Source organism: Acaryochloris marina S15, assembly GCF_018336915.1.
GTDB classification, from domain to species: Bacteria; Cyanobacteriota; Cyanobacteriia; order Thermosynechococcales; family Thermosynechococcaceae; genus Acaryochloris; species Acaryochloris marina_A.
The window spans coordinates 3,345,312-3,364,190 of the sequence record NZ_CP064923.1 but is presented as its reverse complement, the minus strand read 5'-3'; the positions used below and the strand labels follow the sequence as shown (position 1 = coordinate 3,364,190).

Here is an 18,879-nt window from a genome sequence, read left to right as displayed (position 1 = left end):
AATACTAAAATTGCAGAACAGTCCTAGCTAATTCACTTCGTAGGATCTGCCTGAGCATGATTAACCGATTCAGTTTTTATGTTCTGCTTGGGCACTGCTACAGAATTTTGATTCTGCCCATTATGTGAATGAATGGATTGCTGCAGACTTCGGATCGCCTGCATATATTGAGGATCATTAAAAGTAGCCAGTTGACTTGGATCTGAGTAAAGAGTTTGCAATTGTTCCGGAGTGAGCTTCACAGGAATATCGGGAGTAATACCTGTATGGCTAATATCAGTCCCATTTGGGGTGAAATACTGCGACACCGTAATCGCGATTCCTGAGCCATCTGATAGTTTGTGGACAGATTGAACTAAAGCCTTCCCAAACGTTGACGTTCCAATCACTTTTGCTCGATGGTTATCTTGTAAAGCGCCTGTTAAAATTTCGCTAGAACTGGCAGAATCTCCATCAACCAAAACTACCAAGGGGCGCTTTGTCAGCGCAGTGGGATGTGCCCGAATATCATCTTGCTTGCCCTTCCGATCAATGGTGTGAACAATAAATCCTCGATTGAGCCACATTTCAGCAATCTCGATACTGGCATTAAGTAGTCCTCCCGGATTCCCCCTTAAGTCGAGCACAAAGCCATCGACCTTTTGAGCCTCAAGTTCTTCGATCGCCGTTTTCATTTGCTCGGAGGCATGTGCACTAAACTCCAGCAAACGAATGTAGCCAACGCGATTATTCCCTTCCTGTTTGACTTTGGTATGTACCGTAGGGAGTTCAATCACATCTCGGGTAATATCCATGTCAAAGGGATCTTGCCCAGCTCTACTAATCCGTAGCTTGACCGCAGTATCAATCTCTCCTCGAATTAAGCTGGAAGCATCTTTGAGATCCATGACATCAGTATTGTTGCCATCAATAGCAACAATACGATCTCCAACCTTTAAGCCAGCCTTTAATGCAGGGGCGTTAGGCAAAAGCTTAATGATTGTAATTGCATTTGTAGTCTCATTCTGCTCTAACCGAATACCAATGCCAGACAACTGACCTGAAGTCTGTGTTGTTAGCGCCTTAAACTCTTGGGGAGACATGAACCGTGTATAGGGATCATCCAATACTGCTAAGGCTTTACGGAGCGCAGAATAGGCATGCTGCTTAGAGGCATACTGATCACTTAACAAAGTCTGACGTGTTGCCTGCCAATCCTTCTGATTAAACGTACCGTCAACATAGTAGCGGTTGACCAACTGCCAAGCTTCATCCAAGACGACCTTCGGACTATCTTCAAGGGTGGCTTGGGCTTCACTCGTTAAACAAGGTTGAAAAAAGGTGATGGCTGTTGCAGGAACTAAAACAACACTTTTCCAAATTCCATGGCTACGAGTCATCGAACGGAGCTTGAATAATTGATTCATATACCGAAGAAGAAAGAATGGTTACCGAGGTCAAGCGTTCAAAGGAACCTGCCATCTTTGCCAAAGCAAGAAAGTGGAAACTCACTGAACAGCTAAAGTGCTATTGATTTGAAGATTTTTAACCCCACAGCAATTGTCATTAGGATGGACAGAAAGAGCTAGAAACCATCACATCCTCTAAAAAATTCATAAACCCAGGATCAGGACGCTAGGAGCAGCCTTACCAGCGCCCAGAAGAGCGGGCTAGGCCTTTTAATCCTATCCTAGCGAGTCCTGCACAGAGAAGATGAGCCCGTCCTTTACCAAGCTGAACACTAAGGGTTGGGGAATCAAATTCTTCCTCACAAACCACACATCGGGGTTTATTGGAGCGTGTTAGTCGAGATTGCTGAAAGAGCCGTTTACGCTTAGCTCGTCGTCTTGGTGCCATATAGGAACTGAGTATCCCCAGGTTATCGTTAGACTTACAGCTATTGTATTGGATCGATCTCAAAAAGGCTTCTTAAGTCCTATTGATCAGCAGATGAACAAAATTAAGTTCATAGCTTTTCGGCTCAACCTCTTGATTCCGCAAGAAGATGGACTGTAATGAATTTTGCATCGGTGCTGATGCAATTATTGTTCCAATACTCAGTAATTTTACGGTCATAGGGTTAGTTGATGAGATGAAACATCACCATTATCTAGTCATTTTGAGCAGCTCGGCACCACTCATCCTAAATATGCGCTAGTGCTTGCCGTATCTACCTTTCCGTTACACTCTGCTTTACTTGTATCTTCAATTTAACTACTGGTTAAAGAATAAAAAACACAAGAATCAGTGGTTATACGGTCGATGCTCCTCATCAGAAAGAAGATACTAGGGAGCATAGAAACTTTTCAAGTATCACTTTCTTAAGTATGTTTTCCAAAACTAGCCCAACAGTGGTGAATCACTTAGCATTTCTCAGGACAACCGATTTCCTACAAAATATTGAGAATGAGGCTTTCTTAGAATGTTTAGCGGCAGAAATGGAAGAGCAAACTTTTGAGGAAAATCAAGCCATCCTCCATAAAGGGGATCGAGAAAGACTGATTTTCTTCATCGTTGAAGGGAAAGTCAAAATTCACGTAGATGACATCAAGATGGCTGAGCTTTCACGAGGAGCCCATTTTGGGGATATCAACCTATTTGATAGCCAGCCAGCCTCTGCAACTGTCACTACAATTCAAGCCAGCCAGTGTTTGGTTTTGCATCAATCTAAATTACAAGCTGCGTTACAAAAGCATTCGGAAAGTAAAGCCGACCTAATTGCAAGCCTCTATCAGCGACAGCAAAAAATTCAAACCTCAACCTTTCAACAAAATGCACTCCAAAGCTGGTGCACTAGAGTCCAAACCCCAAGTTGGGCATATTAAAAACTTGAGGTTTTAAACCCTGGTTTCTTCCTACAGAAATTGAAAATTGGAAGGGAGCAAACACTATTCAGCCAAGCTACTAAAAAACCTCAGCTGAGATTAATCGCTAGTCTACAAGAGTAAGACTGTCAGCTAACCTCAAACTAAGGGTTAATTATGCTTTATCTGTCCAGCTGAACATTGCTCGTAAATCCTTGCCAACTTCTTCAATCGCGTGTTCAGACTCACGTCGGCGCGTAGCTGTAAATCCTGCTTTGCCAGACATATTCTCTAGCACGAATTCCTTGGCAAACTGCCCCGTTTGAATTTCATGCAGAACTCGGCGCATTTCAGCCTTAGTTCTATCATCAACAATGCGAGGTCCGCGGGTGTAGTCTCCATACTCAGCCGTATTAGAGATGCTATCTCGCATCTTAGCTAGCCCGCCTTCCACAATTAGATCCACAATTAGCTTCACTTCATGCATACATTCGAAATAGGCCAATTCAGGCTGATATCCTGCTTCCACTAAGGTTTCAAAACCTGCCTTAATTAAGGCGGTCAACCCACCACACAGAACAGCTTGCTCTCCGAATAGATCTGTCTCTGTTTCTTCTCGGAATGTCGTTTCGAGAATACCTGCTCGGGTTCCCCCAATTCCCTTGGCATAGGCCATAGCTCGATCTCGTGCTTGACCCGTAGCATCTTGGTACACAGCGAACAAGCAGGGAACGCCTTGCCCTTGAGCATAAGTGCGTCGTACTAGGTGCCCAGGACCCTTTGGAGCTACCATAACGACATCAACATCCTTTGGAGGGACAACCTGGGCAAAATGGATGTTAAAACCATGGGCAAATGCCAACACCTTATCTGCACTCAAATGAGGTTGAATATCTTGGGTGTAGACGGTTCTCTGGACTTCATCAGGCAGCAAAATCATAATTAAGTCAGCAGCTTTTGCAGCGTCCGCAACTGACTTCACAGTTAGTCCAGCTTCCTGGGCTTTAGCTGTGGATTTGCTCCCTTCGTATAAACCCACGATGACCTGAACACCACTATCTTTTAGGTTTAAGGCATGGGCATGCCCTTGGGAGCCATAGCCAATGATGGCAACGGTTTTATTCGCCAATAAATCTAGATTGGCATCGGCATCGTAATACATGCGGGCCATAATGTTTTGCTTTCTCCTTAACAGCCAGGGGCTGTCTGCTGGCTTCTAATTCTACAATTGATCGCTGGTGAATCATACTACGAACAAGCAAACGAAGAACAACAAATTTCTAACACCGTTGCTCAAAAAAGTGTGTTGTTCAGCATAACAACCACTGCCTTTACTAAGCGAGGCAGTGGTTAAAAAGACTATTGGCCGATATCTTGGCTTTTGCAGTCGAGAAATGTATGTCCTAGCGAAAACGACGCTTACGACGAGTAGCAATGCGCTTACGCTTCTTCTTCTCTAAGGGGGTCTCAAAATGGCGTCGACGTTTTACATCTGCCAAAATCCCGGCCTTTGAGACTTGACGCTTAAATCGACGCAATGCAGATTCAATACCTTCGTCTTCACCTAAAACCACCTGAACCACTGCCTAACTTCTCCTTAGATTTTATTTCAGTTACAGTATGGGCCATCCTTTGTGAAGAAGTATTTCACTATAGGAATTCCAATCTATTCTACTGTTTTTTGGAAAAATCCAGCCATCCTTATCTTGTGAAAGCATACCCTCGCAAAGATAACGACATCACATTCCTATGATTTGTTGCTTACACAAAACAGAATTGAAATAGATAAGATTTCGAAGACTATTCTTGCAGGAGTTAAAGTTGTTATAACCTCTGCAATATCTCTACCAAGAAGGGTTGGGAGTACGAGGACGAGCTTTATTGACCTTCAACTGGCGCCCCATCCACTCAGCTCCATCCAAGGCTGCAATCGCAGCCTCTTCTTCTGAATCATTTTCCATATCCACAAATCCAAAACCGCGTTTTCGGCCTGTTTCCCGATCAGCGGGAAGGTGAACTTTCGCTACTTTGCCATATTCTGCAAAAACAGCAGACACGTCATCTTGGCTAGCTTCGTAGGATAAATTCCCAACGTAAATCGACATTAGTACATCTCCAAAGGGCGAGTAAATTAAGGGTAAAGCAGGAAATATCCTGTCTATTTTTGAATTAAAAGCGTAGCTTTACAGTCATAACCAACACAGCAGAACTTATGCGCTTCTAGACCTAAAGGCCCCATTGCGGCATGATTAGGTCAGAATGCTATATCAATAAGTATCTGTCGTGATTGGACATGATGTTGCCCCAAGGATTGGTCGAAAAAGTTAGCATGGAACAATGGAATTAGATAATGTTGTTCTAACTCTATCGCTTTTACCGTATTTTTCCTAATGCTTACCCACGCACTATTTTGAACATGAAGAAAGTTGTTGTTGGTCTCTCTGGAGGAGTGGATAGCTCCGTTGCAGCAGCGAGTCTCAAAGAAAAAGGGTATGAAGTAATTGGTCTTACCTTATGGTTAATGCAAGGAAAAGGGCAATGCTGTTCTGATGGTCTAGTGGATGCTGCCCAACTTTGCGAGGATTTAAATATTCCTCATCACGTGGTGGACAGTCGAGACCTGTTTTCCAGTCATATTATTGACTATCTAGTAGAAGGATATCAGCAGGGAATTACCCCTTTACCCTGCTCACAATGCAATAAAACCGTTAAGTTTGGCCCCATGTTGAACTATGCCCGCCATGAGCTCAACACAGATACGATTGCCACAGGCCATTACGCTCGGATTGCATACAGTGAAAAGGACAAACGCTATCAGCTTCTACGGGCAGTGGATCGGAACAAAGATCAATCTTATTTTCTCTACGATTTAGATCAAGATTTGCTGAGCGGCACAGTTTTTCCATTGGGAGAACATACGAAAACTGAAACCCGCCGTATGGCGACTCAGCTTGATCTTCATACAGCCGAGAAACCTGAAAGCCAGGATTTGTGCTTAATTGAGGCTCATGGGTCGATGCAAACTTTTTTGGATCAATATATTCAGACTCATCCAGGAGAAATCGTAGACCAAGAGGGGAATATTCTAGGACATCATCAGGGGATTCATCATTTTACGATTGGTCAACGGAAAGGGATTGGTGTTGCAGCTCCTCGTCCTTTATATGTGGTGGATTTAGATCCAGGCAAGAATCAAGTCATTGTCGGTGATCGAGAGACTGCTCTTCGGACTGAATGTATGGTGAAACGAGTCAATTGGGTTTCGATTGCCCCTCCCCAAAATCCTATTCATGCTGAGGTCCAGGTCCGCTACCGCTCGAAGCCAACAGGCGTTACTATCGTTCCCTTGGAAGCAGATGCACAGGGTAGCCGAGTGAAGTTGGTTTTTGAGACCCCCCAATTTGGTATTGCACCAGGCCAAGCTGCGGTTTGGTATGACCAGGAAATCCTGTTGGGTGGAGGAATTATTGAGGCTTTTTCTTAATTCTGTCGTTTGCGCTTTAAGCCGTACCGGACTGCATTAAAGCTTGCATCGGTTGCCAGTTGCAAATATCCATTAATAGAGATTGATATCCTTGAGGATTCGGATGCAAGCCATCAGCTCCCATCTGTGGATCACACCAGTTTGCTCCTCTTTGTTGCCAGATATCAAACAGATCTAGGAAAGGAATCTGCCGCTCATGGCATGCCAGCCGAGTGGCTTCATTATAAAGATGCTGATCCGCGTGGTTGTAATAAAAGGCATCTAAGAAAGGCATGGCCTGTTCGTTTACAGGCACCATGCCGACAAACAATACGGGGCAAAGTTCAATTGCGCGATCGAGCAGTTCCGCCAATTGATTTTGAAAGTCTGGAAACGGCGTAAAGCACCGACCATTGAGCCGTCCAAGGCGAGCAGAATCATTCACCCCAACCGATAAAATGATTCGATCCGGGACCTGATGTCGCAGTTCCCCTCGATACCGAAATTCACTTTCTAGTCGCCGAGCAACGTGCTTAATGGTATCTCCACGCACCCCTAAGTTATAGAGGATATGGCCTGCATTATCGGGATACATCCACTGTCGTCGGAGTCGCTCGACCCATCCTCCTCCTTCAGGATCGCCATACCCATAGACCAAGCTATCCCCTAAAGCCACAAGCTTTAAAGGGACTGGGAATTTAGGTGTAGGCTGTTGGAGTTGGGGAGATGCAGAAAGACTATGCATTATAGGTATAGTGTTTTGTTGAAATCGAATTTGTAATATTTTGAATTAATTTTTGTTAATTTCTTAACATTAGCATTCGATTCCCTTCACTTTAAAGCGTTACTCCAAAACCTTGCAGTGATGAATCTCACATTTCCAAGCCAATGAGCAGGGCAAGTTTAGATTCATTCTCCACAATCCGACGGTCATGGTTGCAATACAAACTCAACCCAGTATTTGCCAAGCTAAATATTGGCAAATACTGGGTTGAGTTCAGGCCGACTAACATTCTGATGCACTGAAAGGCTAGTCAATATTGAGCTAACGGGGCAATTAAATTAGAGTTCGCCTCGAATATCTTCAACTACACCATCTCTTAGTAAGACTTCGACCTGCATTCTGCGAATGAGGTGATCTCCTTTCTTGATGTAGAAAAAGCTATCGATCTGCCCTTGCTCAACTTCTTGCTCCATCTCAAGGGATTGGACTTGGTTAAGTTGTTGTAAAACCTGATTTTTTTGATCTAGGAGTTCACTTTTGCGATTATTCGCTTGCATTTGGATATCTTGAATTTGAGCTTGGGTTTCTTCTGAAGTGCTACCTTCAGCCCCAATAATTTGAATTGTTTGCTTTTTCAACTCGCCGATCATTTGTTGAACTTGGTTATCAAGTTGCTGAAGCTGACCATCAAATTGATTGATTTGGGTTTGGAGCTGTTGTTGAGCCTCATCTTTCCATAGAGGGGTAACAACTGCTTTCACGGTAATGGGGCGTTTCAACAGAAGCTGATCAGCAGGAATTTCCATAGGTCTTTTGCAGCGATTTGAATCTATTTAAACATTCCGTTGATCATATCGCGGTAATGCTCCATGACAACACGACGGCGAACTTTTAGGGTTTGCGTAAGCATTCCATTTTCGATGGAAAAGGGTTCTAAGGCAAAGGCAAAGGGACCAATTCGCTCATCAGGGCGGTAGTTCGGACGATTTTTGACTTCTCGAGTAAGTTCCTGGCGAAAGAGATCTTGTATGGGTTGATCGGAAAAGGTGAGGACTTGGTTCCCTGGAGTGAGCGTAGTATCCGGTTGTTGAATGGAGACATTTTGATCGGAGGTCCACTGTTGCAGAGCATCGAGATTAGGAACAATTAGGGCTCCTAGGCTGCGTTGATCCTGCCCAACCACCATGATTTGATCAATGAATGAGCTGCGGGCACAGGCGTCTTCCAGAGGCTGCGGCTCAATATTTTCACCGTTGGAGAGCACAATGGTATCTTTGGCTCGTCCGGTCAGAACCAGATCTTGTGTCGGCGTCAACCAGCCTAAATCCCCTGTATCAAACCAGCCTTCTTGATCAATCACTTTTGCTGTCGCTGTCGGATTTTGGTAGTAGCCCTGCATAACTTGAGGTCCTCGGACAATGACGAGGCCTTGTTGACCTGTGGGTAAGGTTTGACGAGTTTGCGGGTCGACAATTTTAATTTCTGTTTTAGGAATGGGCTTACCCGCTGAGCGGCGCAAATTTTTTCCTGTCCGACGAGAGGTTAATACGGGCGAGGTTTCTGTTAATCCATAGCCCACGAGTACATCAATACCGACGGTTTCAAAGAAGGTCTCTAGGTGCATGGCTAAGGAGCCGCCGCCGCTGAAGGACAGCTTGAATTGTCCGCCCATGGCCTGTCTGATTTTGGTATAGACGATGCGATCGCCCAATTGATGCAAAGGACCTAGGAAAATCATCTGCAGTTGAGCCGAGAACCGCTGTAGCCCTGACGGATTGAGATTGTTAATGTTGAGTCCTTGTTGAGTCCGGCGGGCCAAAATATATTTCTGGCTGATCCCAAAAAACGTATTGATCAGTTTTTGACGAGTGGCAGGTTCACTCCGAAATTTTTTCTGCATCCCTTCGTAAAGAGACTCCCATAAACGCGGCACACTGCCCATATAGTGGGGTTTATAGGTTTGCAGATCTCCTTTGAGGTTTCGAATGCTGGTATAGATTTGCGTGCATCCTTGGGACAGGAAGTAGTAGTCTACCAAGCGACCGAAGGAATGCCAGGTGGGGAGGATACTGAGAATGCGATCGCCTACTTCTGGCTGAACCGCCGCAGGCATGGCCGTAATGATGTGGAGCAGGTTGCCATGACTCAGCATGACTCCCTTGGGTTTGCCACTCGTTCCAGATGTATAGATCAGCGTCGCTAAATGTTCTCGATCCAAAGGAACCGCACGAACGGCACCGTGAGTTCCTTCTTGGAACACTTGGGGAAAGTTCAATACCTGAGATTGGCCGTTGTTTGACACTTCTTCATCCGAAAGCAAGGCCACCAATTTTAAAGGGATTTTCGTCAGGAATGGCTGCAATTTACTGAATGTTGCCGCATCCTCAACCAGTAGAAAAGTGGCCCCACTGTTTTCTAGAATGTAGACAAGCTCCTCTGGGCTGGCCTGGGAACTGCGGACCACATTGACGGCCCCTGCCATAATGCTGCCTTGATCAGCGATAAACCAGCGGGAACTATTATCGGCAAACAAAGCCACCCGATCGCCAGGTTTAACTCCTAAGGCCTGTAAACTAGCTGCGAACCGTTGGACTTGGCGGTTTAATTCCACATAGGTGAGATTCACTTCTGGCTTTACATGGGGATCTCGAAGTGCCACAATTTCCCCAAACTGCTGGGCGGCAATCGGCCATATTTCAGAAATAGACTGTAACTGGTTATATTCCAACTTCACCGTTTCTGAGGATTGTGGAGGATGGCCAACAGACATAGCTTGTCTTTCTCCGAGATGCGTGTGTACCTACATGACGATTCTCTTATAAATTTGAGCTTCGATCACAGGGAACACATTTAGATTAATTTCTTCAGGGACCAGAGAATATCAGATTATTCCCAAATTCACTGAGAAATACCGGGATATCCATTGGGCAAGATGGTCGTGGGATGAATGTCAGTGCCACTAAAATCAACAAAACTGGCGCGAAAAAAGTTGCTGCGAATTAAGATAGATTGTGATAAGTTGCACCTCTCTAAGTTGGCCCCACTCAGATTGGTGCCAGTAAGATTAGCTGCGGAGAGATTGGCTTGTTGTAAATTGGCATTTTGCAAATTAGCATGGGTCAAATCAGCTCTGATGAGTTGAGCAAAAGCTAATTCTGTACCGATGAATGAAGCCTCCTGTAGTTGGGAGTCTCCTAACTGAACGGAGTCCAGCCAGGTCTTTTCTAACTTTGCCTGGTAAAAGTTGGCTTCAATTAAATTAGCTCGACTCAGGGTTGCATAAGCTAGATTGGCGTAGGTTAAGTCACAACCTTGGAGATTGATGTCTGGTAAATACGCCTCAAATAAATTAATTTGACTTAAATCTGTATGACTGAAATCTCTAATTCCTGAATCATATTTTGCGAGTAAGTCTTCAGTACTAATCTTTTGCATGTGTAACTCGAACGACGCACATCCCCACTGGGCTAATTAGGTTGAGCATTTATACCTAACGCTTAATATGAATTTACATTCCAGTTTTGGGAAGGAGGTCAGTCTTAATAATGGCTTTAGCTTCTATACCGCTTAGGATTGTCTGGTCTTATATGACTCATTGAGTCAGTTAATAGTCGAGAGCATTAGCTAAGTTACGTAATACATCTACACAAAAAATCAAGATTCAAATTGACCCGTTAATATTCTGCCTAGCACTCATGATGGCTTCCGAATAGGTCGTGGGTATGTATTTGCCTAGAGACTTCGGCTATGCTTGATGGTGGGGAAAGAAGCAATCTAGGCATGCAAGCATGATTTGAAATTCATCTCAGATTTTCTTGCAAATTGTGTCAGTTCCTGACCACCGTACCGTTTCACAGCAAATTGTTTGGTACAAATCTTTATAGAACCTAATAGTCGTGCACAAGATTGTTCACGTTAAAGGAGCGCGATCGCATGTTCACTCACGTCAAGTCCACCATTAGACATATTGTTCCCAAGGAGCTGCAGGGACGTTCCTTAATGAAGGTGGTCTATGTCGTGTTAGAGCCTCAGTATCAGAGTGCCCTGACGGCTGCTGCCAATGCCATTAACAATAATCATGACAGTGTTGCTGTAGAACTCAGTGGTTACCTGCTAGAGGAATTACGGTCACCAGAAAACTATGAAGCTTTTGAAGCCGACATAGCAGAAGCCAACATCTTCATCGGCTCATTGATTTTTATTGAAGACTTGGCTGATAAAGTCGTGGCTGCGGTTGAGCCTCATCGGGACCGTTTAGATGTAGCGGTGGTCTTCCCCTCCATGCCCCAGGTGATGCGCCTGAATAAAATGGGTAGCTTTACGATGGCGAATTTGGGGCAATCCCAAAGTGCGATCGCACAGTTCATGCGCAAGCGGAAAGAGCAGTCGGGTGCCTCGTTCCAGGACGGCATGCTGAAGCTGCTGCGCACCTTACCTAAAGTCCTTAAATATTTGCCCGTTGATAAAGCCCAGGATGCTCGCAACTTTATGCTGAGCTTTCAGTATTGGCTAGGCGGCTCTCAGGATAACTTGGAAAACTTCCTGCTGATGCTGGCCAACAAGTATGTGCCAGAGCTGGAAGACAAGGTCCAATTTGCGGATCCGGTCACCTATTTAGAGATGGGCGTTTGGCATCCCCTGGCCATGGAAATGTTTGCCGATGTTAAAGAATATCTCAACTGGTTTAGCTCCCGACGCGATATTCCTGATGCGCTCAAGAATGGGACTGCGCCGACAGTTGGCCTGATTCTCCAGCGGACTCACTTAGTAACGGGCGATGACGCTCACTATGTAGCCACGGTTCAGGAATTGGAATCTCTAGGCGCTCGGGTGATTCCGGTGTTTGCCAGTGGTTTGGACTTTTCCAAACCTGTGGAAGAGTTCTTTTATGAGACACCAGGTGGTGAGACTGCATTGGTAGATGCAGTTGTTTCCTTAACGGGCTTTGCCCTGGTGGGCGGTCCTGCCCGCCAAGATCATCCCAAAGCAGTAGACGCCCTCAAAAAGCTAAACCGCCCCTATATGGTGGCCTTGCCCCTAGTCTTCCAAACCACGGAAGAGTGGGAAGAAAGTGATTTAGGCTTGCACCCGATTCAAGCTGCCCTACAAATTGCTATTCCTGAACTGGATGGGGCGATTGAGCCAATTATTTTGTCAGGTCGAGATGGCGTTACCGGACGTGCGATCGCACTGCAAGACCGGATCGAAATGGTTGCCCAACGAGCCATGAAGTGGGCCTCCCTACGCCGGAAAACTAAAGTGGAGAAGAAGCTAGCGATTACGGTGTTCAGCTTCCCACCGGATAAAGGCAATGTGGGCTCCGCTGCCTACCTGGATGTGTTTAACTCCATCTATAAAGTGATGGAAGCCATGAAAAAGGATGGCTATACCATTGAGGATATGCCTGAGAATTCCGAAGCTTTGATGCTGGAAATCCTCCATGATGCCCAGGCCCAGTACAACAGCCCCGAACTGAACATTGCCCACCGCATGTCAGTGCAGGAATATGAATCCCTTACCCCCTACTCAAAACGCTTAGAAGAGTCTTGGGGTCCCCCTCCTGGCAACCTTAACAGCGATGGCCAAAATCTCCTGGTTTTCGGAAAAACCTACGGTAACCTATTCATTGGGGTTCAGCCCACCTTCGGTTATGAAGGTGACCCCATGCGCTTGCTGTTCTCCCGCTCCGCTAGTCCCCACCATGGATTCGCCGCCTACTATAGCTATCTAGAAAAGATCTTTAAGGCAGATGCCGTCCTTCATTTCGGCACCCATGGGTCTTTGGAATTTATGCCCGGTAAGCAGATCGGTATGTCCAACGAGTGTTACCCCGACACCTTAATCGGCAACATTCCCAACCTCTACTACTATGCCGCCAATAATCCGTCAGAAGCGACCATTGCCAAGCGCCGTAGCTATGCCAACACCATTAGCTACCTCACCCCTCCTGCAGAAAATGCAGGTCTTTATAAGGGCCTAAAAGAGCTCAGCGAACTGATTGCCTCTTATCAAACCCTCAAAGAAAGTGGTCGAGGCATTCCTATCGTTAACACGATTATGGATAAAGCCCGCTTGGTGAACCTAGATCAGGACATTAACCTGCCTGATCAAGAAGCCAAGGATATGACCCAAGAAGAGCGCGACACCATTGTCGGTCGGGTCTACATCAAACTGATGGAAATTGAGTCACGGCTCTTGCCCTGTGGTCTCCATGTGATTGGTAAGCCCCCCACGGCAGAGGAAGCCATTGCTACCCTCGTAAACATCGCTAGTCTCGATCGGGGTGAAGATAATATCTTGGGTCTCCCTCGTCTGATTGCCAATAGTATCAATCGCGACTTGGACGAAATTTTCCGCAATAGTGATCGGGGTGTCCTTGAAGATGTTGATCTCCTTAACACCATTAATGAGACGACACGGTCTGCCGTTGCTGCGATTGTCCACACCCAGGTTGATGAAGAAGGCCGAGTTTCCACGGTTTCTCCCTTGAATTTGTTTAACTTCGGTCGCCAAGAAGAACCTTGGGTAAAAGCCCTGAATGAAGCGGGCTTCCCAGATTTAGACCAAGAAGCTTTAACCCCTTTGGTGGAGTATTTGGAGTTCTGTCTCAATCAGGTGGTTGCGGATAATGAATTGGGTGCCTTACTCCAAGCCCTAGAAGGCGAATATATACTCCCCGGACCAGGGGGTGACCCGATTCGCAATCCAGATGTGTTGCCCACTGGCAAAAATATCCATGCCCTTGACCCCCAATCGATTCCCACGGAAGCAGCAGTTCAATCTGCAAAAGTCGTCGTTGACCGACTCTTAGCCCGTCAAAAGCAAGAAAATAACGGCGAATGGCCTGAGTCCATTGCCCTAGTCCTGTGGGGCACGGATAACATCAAGACCTATGGTGAGTCCTTGGCTCAAGTGATGTGGTTTGTGGGTGTGAAACCCCTACCAGATTCTTTAGGTCGGGTGAATAAGCTAGAACTCATTCCCTTGGAAGAACTGGGACGACCTCGCGTTGACGTAGTCGTTAATTGCTCAGGCGTGTTCCGTGATCTGTTTATCAACCAGATGGCTCTGTTAGACCAAGCAGTCAAGATGGCTGCTGAAGCGGATGAGCCCTTAGAGATGAACTTTGTCCGTAAGCATGCCCTTAAGCAAGCGGAAGATATGGGCATCAACCTGCGACAAGCTGCTACCCGAATCTTCTCCAATGCCTCCGGTTCCTATGCGGCCAATGTCAACTTGGCGGTAGAAAACAGCACCTGGGATGAGGAAGCTGAACTACAGGAGATGTATCTCAAACGGAAATCTTTTGCCTTCTCTGCCGACTCTCCTGGCGATATGGAGCAATCCCGACAAATTCTGGAAGCCTCTCTCAAAACAGTAGATGCCACATTCCAGAATCTTGACTCTTCTGAAATTAGCCTTACGGATGTGAGTCACTATTTTGACTCTGATCCAACCAAGGTGGTTTCCAGTCTACGGGACGACAAGAAAAAGCCCAATGCCTACGTTGCTGACACCACAACGGCCAATGCCCAAGTCCGAACCCTTTCGGAAACAGTCCGCCTGGATGCTCGCACCAAGCTCCTTAACCCTAAGTGGTATGAGGGAATGCTCAGCCACGGTTATGAAGGTGTACGGGAGCTGTCTAAGCGCCTAGTGAATACCATGGGCTGGTCGGCCACGGCAGGTGCAGTAGATAACTGGGTTTATGAAGACGTGAACACCACCTTCATCGAAGATGAAGAGATGCGGAATCGTCTCAAGAATCTCAATCCCCATTCTTTCCGCAAGGTGGTGAGCACATTGCTAGAAGTGAATGGTCGAGGGTACTGGGAAACCAGTGAAGAAAATCTGCAAATGCTTCGTGATCTCTATCAAGAAGTTGAAGACAAGATTGAAGGTGTTGAATAGCCATCCTAACTATCAACCCTAGAGAAAGAAGCGTCCTACGTATAACGGGGCGCTTTTTTTGAAACTAAGTTTCAAGTCTTCCAAGTAACAGTTAGGATCTTAACCCTAGTCCAGACCGAGCTCATCCTTGAGTATTTATATATGAAGATTGGGTATTTCAATATCCCGGAAGTAGGCTGCTAGTTTGATGACGGGCAAGCTATCAGAAAAACGGTAAGAACCTCTTCTTCATTAATTTGTCTTTCGCTCTTTTCTCGTAAAGAAGACCGCTTTTGTTTAAAAACCTATTCATTTATCAATTTATTCAATGGCTGAATTACCCCAAGCTCTGAGTTCTCTACTCACCCCTGCCGAGAACACTCAGATTGATCAAACGTTGCTACCCACGCGAGAACGCTTCTCCATTCGTCTCACAGTTTACTGTTGGAGATATCTACAACAAATTAGTACCCAACTACAAATACCCATTGAGTCTCTTTCACCTCCGCAAATTCAGGACTGTATTAGCAAAGACACTCAGTTACTGGCTGGTCCTCAAGTAGATGCTGACTTTATCGATTGGTTTAGCCATCTGGTCTCATCTTCGCTCAAACCGCTGAGTGCGATCGCATTAGAGGATCAAGTGCTCATTGATAACTTGACTTTAGGGACAATAATTAGTTGGTATACACAAAGAGCTGTGCAATAAAAAAATCAATAAACCATCTGACCTGATCTCGAAAAATAGGACAGTTAGAAGCTGTTTGAAAAGGTCAGTCAGTAGTCTACAAGCCTTTCTCTTTCGTTGGCAGACGGAGCCTGAAATATATGTTTTTCACGACTTGGAAGGTTATGAGCATGTGACCTTTACTTTAGAGGTTTTTGAAGTACTATCTCCTAATTCTCACCAAAGTATTATTTGAGGAAGTATAAAAAAGGGTAGTGCCCCAAAAATAAGAATCCTTAAAAGTGCTTTTACATAAGGCTTTCAAGTTTTAGGATAGATACTATTGTTACAAAGTATCCTCACTAAACTGTATGCCTTTACCTTAATGCATTCAGGAATCTGATGATAGGTTAGGTTCTTAGCCTTTGATACATGCAGAGACCTAAGAGTGAGATGCTTGGGTGAATTTGGTCAAAGCATTGATAATAGCAAGTCTCAGCGATCCTTACTTCTGGGGCACTACCTAAAAAAGTTATTGAAGTATATATTGAGGCCCCCCTTCAGTTGGATTTGGGTATTGCTGAAGTGACATTAGCTCAACTAGATAAATGGTGAGATACAACTTATCTAGTTGAGCTGCCTTAAAGGCTGCGATAGAGTCGTAAACAGTACGATTCAGACTTGATGATCCTCCATGAGCGATTCTGTTTCCCCCGACGTCCCCGTTTTAAGAGAAGGCAAAAACCCCGCCCAACATCGCGATCGCACATCCGTAGACCGGGAAGCTCTCTCCCCGATGATGCGCCATTATGTAGACCTCAAGGATGAATACCCCCAGACCATCTTGCTGTATCGGATGGGGGATTTTTATGAGACTTTCTTTGAAGATGCTTGTACGATTGCCCAAGCCTTAGAACTCGTCCTGACCAGCAGGCAGTCTGGGAATGATGTAGGTCGGGTGGCCATGGCAGGGATTCCCCACCACCAGTTGGATCGCTATAGCCGATTGCTAGTGGAGAAAGGCTATGCCGTAGCCATTTGTGATCAGATGGAGGATCCAGCCCAGGCCCAGGGGCTAGTGAAGCGGGAGGTCACCCGGGTGATTACACCTGGCACCCTGTTGGAAGAGGGTATGCTGAATGCCCGCAGTAATAACTTCCTGGCGGCGTTTGTGTTGGCGGGGAACCATTGGGGTTTGGCCTATGCCGATATTTCCACTGGAGAATTCCTGACTACTCAGTTTAGTGAGCGGGAAACTTTGGCCCAAGAACTGCTGCGGCTGCAGCCTTCAGAAGTATTGTTTCCAACGGATGCTCCTGATATTCAGCAGATTTTGCGACCTGGCGAAAATTCGGATCTGCTCCCGGAAGGATTACCGAATCAGTTCTGCTACTCGTTGCGATCGCAAACGTCATTCACCCAAGCAGAAGCCCGCCAGCGAATTCAGGAAGTCTATGGGGTGCGCTCGTTAGAAGGTCTGGGCTGTGAGCATCTCCCCTTAGCTGTTCGGGCTGCAGGTGGACTACTGGCGTATCTAGAAGCCACACAGAAAGACACCCATATTCCTCTTCAACCCCTTGCGACCTATACCCTCAGCCAGTATCTGGTACTCGACCATCAAAGTCGGCGGAATTTGGAACTGACCCAAACCTCTCGCGATGGAACCTTTCGGGGGTCTTTGCTTTGGGCGATCGATCGGACTCGCACTGCTATGGGCAGTCGAGCATTACGGCGATGGTTATTGCAACCCTTGCTCGATCTAAATGATATTCAAGCCCGCCAAGCCACTATTACTGAACTACTGCCCCAAACGGGATTTCGCAAAGAACTCCAAAATCAGTTGCAGAAAATCTACGATCTGGAACGATTGGCCGGACGGGCAGGCTCGGGTACCGCCAATGCCCGCGACCTGGTTGCCTTGGCGGAATCTTTAGGGCAACTAACGGAGCTATCCCACAAAGTGGCTAAGTGCGAAGCCCAATATTTGCAGGCTCTGCAGACGGTTCCTCCGATACTTGATCAATTGGCTCAGCGCCTGCGTGCCCATTTAGTAGAATCGCCACCTATCTCTCTCACGGAAGGGGGCATCATTAAACCCAGCGTCAATACTGAGCTGGATCAGATGCGTCAGCAAATTGTCAGCGATCAGCAGTGGATTGCCAACTTGGAAAAAGATGAACGAGAGCGTACCGGTGTTTCTACTCTGAAAGTGGGGTTTAACAAGGCCTTCGGCTACTTTATTAGTATTTCTCGTGCCAAAGCTGACCAAGCTCCTGATGACTATATCCGTAAGCAAACCCTGACCAACGAAGAACGATTTATCACCCCAGAGCTAAAGGAACGAGAAGCCCGCATCTTCACAGCACAAGCAGAACAATTTCAACTGGAATATGACCTGCTTGTAGCTCTCCGAACGGAAGTCGGTGAACAGGCCAGTCTGATTCGCACCGTTGCCGCTGCTGTGGCAGCCGTTGACATTCTGGTAGGTCTAACAGAAGTGGCGGTCTATCAGGGGTACTGCTGTCCTGATATGAGTGAGAGCCGCGAAATAGAAGTTCTCGAGGGCCGTCACCCGGTCGTAGAGCAGTCTCTGCCCCCCGGTTTTTTTGTGCCTAATGCTACTGAACTAGGGAGTTCTCCCTCTCCTGATGTCACGCCTCATCCCGATCTTGTGATCTTGACAGGACCTAATGCCAGTGGCAAAAGTTGTTATCTACGTCAAGTCGGTTTGATGCAGTTGATGGCCCAGATTGGCAGCTATGTGCCGGCTCAATCAGCTCGGTTAGGAGTATGCGATCGCATCTTCACTCGTGTAGGTGCAGTGGACGATCTGGCGACGGGGCAATCCACCTTTATGGTGGAAATGAATGAAACGGCCAATATCCTCAACCATGCCTCTTCCAAGTCTTTGGTACTTCTAGATGAAATTGGTCGAGGGACTGCCACCTTTGATGGCCTGGCGATTGCTTGGTCCGTAGCTGAGCACCTTGCTGTCGTTATTCAAGCCCGCACGATTTTTGCCACCCACTACCATGAGCTAAATGAGCTGGCGAGTTTGGTGGAGAATGTGGCTAACTATCAAGTAATGGTCAAGGAACTCCCGGATCAAATTATTTTTCTGCATCAAGTCTGTCCCGGTGGGGCCAGTCGCTCATATGGGATTGAGGCGGGCCGGTTGGCTGGTTTGCCCCCATCGGTGATTAAGCGGGCCAAGCAAGTGATGAAGCAAATCGAGCAGCATAGCAAAATTGCTGTGGGGCTTCGCAAAGGAAATACTCAACCTCGAGCCCGTAAATCATCTGCGGAAACCGAAGCTAAAACCCAGCAGTTTGAATTGCCTTTCTGATGAATG

The 18,879-nt window shown here is 46.3% G+C and carries 14 protein-coding genes; 5 read left to right on the top strand and 9 right to left on the bottom strand.

From position 1 onward, the window contains the following. Nucleotides 1-32: 32 nt before the first annotated feature. Together ctpB and I1H34_RS15645 are read right to left on the bottom strand one after the other, a co-directional pair. Entirely contained in the window at nucleotides 33-1,379 is a 1,347-nt protein-coding gene (gene ctpB / locus I1H34_RS15650) for a carboxyl-terminal processing protease CtpB (protein ID WP_249369288.1), read from the bottom strand. Between the two features lie 247 nt (nucleotides 1,380-1,626). Continuing rightward, the gene (locus I1H34_RS15645; RefSeq protein ID WP_212661960.1) at nucleotides 1,627-1,836 is read right to left on the bottom strand and encodes a hypothetical protein; all 210 of its coding nucleotides are present in this window, start codon (nucleotides 1,834-1,836) and stop codon (nucleotides 1,627-1,629) included. A 470-nt stretch (nucleotides 1,837-2,306) separates the two neighbouring features. Between I1H34_RS15645 and I1H34_RS15640 the strand changes: the two genes are divergently transcribed. Beyond that, nucleotides 2,307-2,804 (top strand): cyclic nucleotide-binding domain-containing protein, encoded by a 498-nt coding sequence (locus I1H34_RS15640; RefSeq protein ID WP_212661959.1) that lies wholly within the window; start codon nucleotides 2,307-2,309, stop codon nucleotides 2,802-2,804. A gap of 154 nt (nucleotides 2,805-2,958) precedes the next feature. On the opposite strand, the gene ilvC is transcribed toward I1H34_RS15640, so the two are convergent. From ilvC to I1H34_RS15625, 3 genes are all read right to left on the bottom strand, one after another. After that, the gene (ilvC, locus tag I1H34_RS15635) at nucleotides 2,959-3,954 is read right to left on the bottom strand and encodes a ketol-acid reductoisomerase (protein ID WP_212661958.1); all 996 of its coding nucleotides are present in this window, start codon (nucleotides 3,952-3,954) and stop codon (nucleotides 2,959-2,961) included. 232 nt (nucleotides 3,955-4,186) lie between these two features. Next, nucleotides 4,187-4,366: a 30S ribosomal protein S21 gene (gene rpsU, locus I1H34_RS15630; protein ID WP_010476866.1), complete on the bottom strand. Its 180-nt coding sequence runs from the start codon at nucleotides 4,364-4,366 to the stop codon at nucleotides 4,187-4,189. Between the two features lie 261 nt (nucleotides 4,367-4,627). Beyond that, nucleotides 4,628-4,888: an RNA recognition motif domain-containing protein gene (locus I1H34_RS15625; protein ID WP_212661957.1), complete on the bottom strand. Its 261-nt coding sequence runs from the start codon at nucleotides 4,886-4,888 to the stop codon at nucleotides 4,628-4,630. A gap of 311 nt (nucleotides 4,889-5,199) precedes the next feature. On the opposite strand from I1H34_RS15625, the gene mnmA reads away from it, so the two are divergent. Beyond that, nucleotides 5,200-6,267 carry a tRNA 2-thiouridine(34) synthase MnmA gene (gene mnmA / locus I1H34_RS15620; protein ID WP_212661956.1) on the top strand — a complete coding sequence of 356 codons (1,068 nt, stop codon included), beginning with the start codon at nucleotides 5,200-5,202 and terminating at the stop codon, nucleotides 6,265-6,267. A 16-nt stretch (nucleotides 6,268-6,283) separates the two neighbouring features. Here mnmA and I1H34_RS15615 read toward each other — a convergent pair whose 3' ends face one another. The 4 genes from I1H34_RS15615 to I1H34_RS15600 all read right to left on the bottom strand — a co-directional run bounded on the left by I1H34_RS15615 (nucleotide 6,284) and on the right by I1H34_RS15600 (nucleotide 10,405). Continuing rightward, nucleotides 6,284-6,991 (bottom strand): GDSL-type esterase/lipase family protein, encoded by a 708-nt coding sequence (locus I1H34_RS15615; RefSeq protein ID WP_212661955.1) that lies wholly within the window; start codon nucleotides 6,989-6,991, stop codon nucleotides 6,284-6,286. 317 nt (nucleotides 6,992-7,308) lie between these two features. Continuing rightward, nucleotides 7,309-7,776: a YlqD family protein gene (locus I1H34_RS15610; RefSeq protein WP_212661954.1), complete on the bottom strand. Its 468-nt coding sequence runs from the start codon at nucleotides 7,774-7,776 to the stop codon at nucleotides 7,309-7,311. Between the two features lie 23 nt (nucleotides 7,777-7,799). Continuing rightward, nucleotides 7,800-9,740, bottom strand: a complete 1,941-nt coding sequence (locus I1H34_RS15605; RefSeq protein WP_212661953.1) for an AMP-dependent synthetase/ligase — start codon at nucleotides 9,738-9,740, stop codon at nucleotides 7,800-7,802. 128 nt (nucleotides 9,741-9,868) lie between these two features. Further along, nucleotides 9,869-10,405, bottom strand: coding sequence for a pentapeptide repeat-containing protein (locus I1H34_RS15600; protein ID WP_212661952.1), 537 nt, complete (start codon nucleotides 10,403-10,405; stop codon nucleotides 9,869-9,871). A gap of 498 nt (nucleotides 10,406-10,903) precedes the next feature. Between I1H34_RS15600 and I1H34_RS15595 the strand changes: the two genes are divergently transcribed. The 3 genes from I1H34_RS15595 (at nucleotide 10,904) to mutS (ending at nucleotide 18,873) form a co-directional block, all read left to right on the top strand. Next, nucleotides 10,904-14,881, top strand: coding sequence for a magnesium chelatase subunit H (locus I1H34_RS15595; protein ID WP_212661951.1), 3,978 nt, complete (start codon nucleotides 10,904-10,906; stop codon nucleotides 14,879-14,881). Between the two features lie 307 nt (nucleotides 14,882-15,188). Beyond that, nucleotides 15,189-15,569, top strand: coding sequence for a hypothetical protein (locus I1H34_RS15590; protein WP_212661950.1), 381 nt, complete (start codon nucleotides 15,189-15,191; stop codon nucleotides 15,567-15,569). A gap of 652 nt (nucleotides 15,570-16,221) precedes the next feature. Then, the gene (gene mutS, locus I1H34_RS15585) at nucleotides 16,222-18,873 is read left to right on the top strand and encodes a DNA mismatch repair protein MutS (protein ID WP_212661949.1); all 2,652 of its coding nucleotides are present in this window, start codon (nucleotides 16,222-16,224) and stop codon (nucleotides 18,871-18,873) included. The last annotated feature ends 6 nt before the right edge of the window (nucleotides 18,874-18,879 follow it).